Origin of the sequence: uncultured Chryseobacterium sp., from assembly GCF_913776365.1 — a bacterium.
Lineage (GTDB): Bacteria > Bacteroidota > Bacteroidia > Flavobacteriales > Weeksellaceae > Chryseobacterium.
Genome location: NZ_CAJYMO010000051.1, coordinates 1 through 3,030 on the forward strand (window position 1 = coordinate 1; position 3,030 = coordinate 3,030).

The 3,030-nt window shown below is 44.4% G+C and carries 2 protein-coding genes; both read right to left on the bottom strand.

Annotated elements, in window-relative coordinates; translation table 11 throughout:
- Positions 1-596, bottom strand: a 596-nt coding sequence (locus QZ735_RS02875; RefSeq protein ID WP_294243958.1) for a type 1 glutamine amidotransferase domain-containing protein, incomplete at its 3' end; no start/stop codon positions are given.
- Positions 597-1,104: 508 nt separating this feature from the next.
- Positions 1,105-3,030 (bottom strand): carbamoyl-phosphate synthase large subunit (carB, locus tag QZ735_RS02880; RefSeq protein WP_294243960.1); only part of this gene is annotated, 1,926 nt, incomplete at its 5' end.

The window sequence follows — 3,030 nt, forward strand, 5'->3', positions numbered from 1 at the left end:
ACTACGTGGATACCCCAGTCGTCTGTTTTAGAATATTCTCCGCCTGCATTTTTCAGTTCGTCCTCTACCAGGAAAGGCACGACCTCCGTAAGCTGAACCGCTTCTTCCTCTGTATTTGAAAAGCCTGTTACTTTTTTGCCTTTTACAAACGGTTCACCGTTTTCCAGTATGATATTTTTAAAAACGCCCGGTGCATGGCAAACGGCTGCCACAGGCTTTTTGCTGTTGTAGAAATCAAGGATCAGGTTCTGGGAATCCTTGTCTTCCGCAAGATCCCAAAGCGGCCCGTGTCCTCCGGGATAAAATACAGCATCAAAATCTTTCGCTTTCTGTTCGCTCAGTTTCCGGGTACCGGCGATTATCTGCTGGGTTTCCTGATCCCTGTAATATCGTTCCGTTGCAGGTGTCTGCGCATCAGGATCTTCACTTTTAGGGTCGATCGGAGCCTGCCCACCTTTCGGGGTAGCCACTACGATATCAAAGCCTGCATCTTTCAGGGAATAATACGGGGCTGCAAATTCTTCTACCCAGAACCCTGTTTTTTTTCCTGTGTTTCCGAGCTCGTCATGTGAGGTCAATACAAATAGTACGTTCATCTTATGAAATATTTTAGATATTTTAAATAGAATACTGTCCGGAAGTATTGGTCTGCCGGATTCAGCATGCATTGAGATTACAATAAGCATTCCGTATTTTAATGGGAATCTTGAGGAAAACAGCAGTCCTCTACTGAACATAAAACGATTTCATCAGTCTTTATGGATGAACTTTCTTCAGACAAAGAAATACAGGTATATGAAAGCCATCCGTCACTATCGTCTATACGGAGTTTACACGAAGTTGATTTATCTTAGCAGTGAATCCGGCCTGTACATCTGAAAACTCCTGAAGCATCTTTGTTATAAGTCAGACTGGTTTTGAAATCCTTTCAGATTTGCCTTCACCCGGACGACATTTCAACCTATTCTCATCTGCAAATTTCAAAATGAAAACCAGATCATCAGAATTTACAGAGCATCCCACACTTCCCAAAATCCTGAAAAATATCCATCAAAAAAAGCGGAAGAAAATCTCCCGCTTTTATTTATTTAACAGATTTGAATATTACATCGTCTCCATTTTAAAGCTCATGCTTTCAATGACTTTCAGGATGGCTTCTACCGTATCCATGGAAGTAAGACAAGGGACGCCGTTTTCTACAGACATCCTCCTGATCTGGAATCCGTCTCTTTCAGACTGTTTTCCTTTGGTCATGGTATTGACCACATACTGTACTTTTCCTTTCTGGATCAGGTCGATAAGATTTACACTTTCCTCTCCTATTTTGTATCCTATTTTGCAAGGAATCCCTTTCTCTTCAAAGAATTTCGCCGTTCCTTCCGTTGCCCAGATCCTGAAGCCCACCTCATGGAATCTTGCAGCCAGATCCGCCGCTTCCTGCTTGTGCTTGTCCGCTACAGTAAAGAGGATGGAGCCGTGCATCGGCACTTTTCTTCCTGCGGCAACCAGTCCTTTGTAAAGGGCTTTTTCCAGCGTCGTGTCTTTCCCCATTACCTCTCCGGTTGATTTCATTTCAGGGCCGAGGGAGATATCTACTTTCGTTAATTTGGAGAAGGAGAACACCGGAACTTTAACAAAAACGCCTTCTTTGTTCGGCACCAGTCCGTTTTTATAGCCTAAGTCGGTTAATTTCTGCCCTAAGATCGCTTTGGTAGCCAGGTTGGCCATCGGTACTTCCGTGATTTTGGAAAGGAAAGGCACCGTTCTGGATGAACGCGGATTGACCTCAATTACATAGACATTGCCTTCGAAAAGAACATACTGGATGTTCATCAGTCCGACTACTTTCAGGCCTTTCGCCAGTCTTTGGGTATAGTCTACCAAAGTGTCGATCTCACTCTGCGAAATGTTCTGCGGAGGATATACGGCGATGGAGTCTCCGGAGTGAACCCCTGCTCTTTCGATGTGCTCCATGATTCCCGGGATCACCACCGTTTCACCGTCGCAGATGGCATCCACTTCAATTTCTTTTCCTACCATGTACCGGTCCACCAGCACCGGATGTTCCGGACTTGCATCTACGGCAAATTCCATGTAATGGGCCAGTTCGCTTTCGGAATATACGATTTCCATCGCACGGCCTCCCAATACGTAGCTCGGACGAACCAATACCGGATAACCGATCTCATTGGCAATTTCAATCGCTTCTTCTTTGGAAGTAGAGGTTTTTCCCAGCGGCTGGGGAATCTGCATTTCCTGCAGCGCTTTTTCAAATTTATCCCTGTTTTCCGCCCTGTCTAAGTCTTCCAGCGTAGTTCCTAAAATCTGAACGCCATGGGAAGCTAATTTATCGGCTAAGTTGATGGCAGTCTGGCCGCCGAACTGTACCACTACTCCTTTCGGCTGTTCAAGCTCGATAATGTTCATCACGTCTTCTTCCGTCAGCGGTTCGAAATACAGTTTATTTGAGATCGAGAAGTCGGTAGAAACTGTTTCCGGGTTGTTGTTGATGATGATCGCTTCATACCCCATTTCTTTGATCGCCCAAACCGAGTGAACCGTTGCGTAATCAAACTCAACGCCCTGTCCGATCCTGATTGGGCCTGAACCTAATACGATGATCTTTTCTTTATCGGAAACTACGCTTTCGTTCTCCTCTTCGTAGGTTCCATAGAAATAAGGGGTTTCAGATTCGAATTCTGCAGCGCAGGTATCCACCATTTTGTATACCGGCATCACCCCGTTTTCTTTTCTGAAATTGAATACTTCCCGCTCTGTTACGTTCCAGAGAACCGCGATATTGACATCAGCAAAACCTAATTTTTTGGCTTCAGTTAATGTTTCTTTATCAAATTTATTTTCAGCGATGGTTTTTTCGAAATCAACCAGCTTTTTCAGTTTCCAGATGAAGAATTTATCGATTTTGCTCCATTCGACGATCTGCTCCCAGTCGTATCCTCTTCTTAAAGCATCCCCGATGATAAAAAGTCTTTCATCGTCACACACCCTGATTCTTCTTTCGATTTCTTC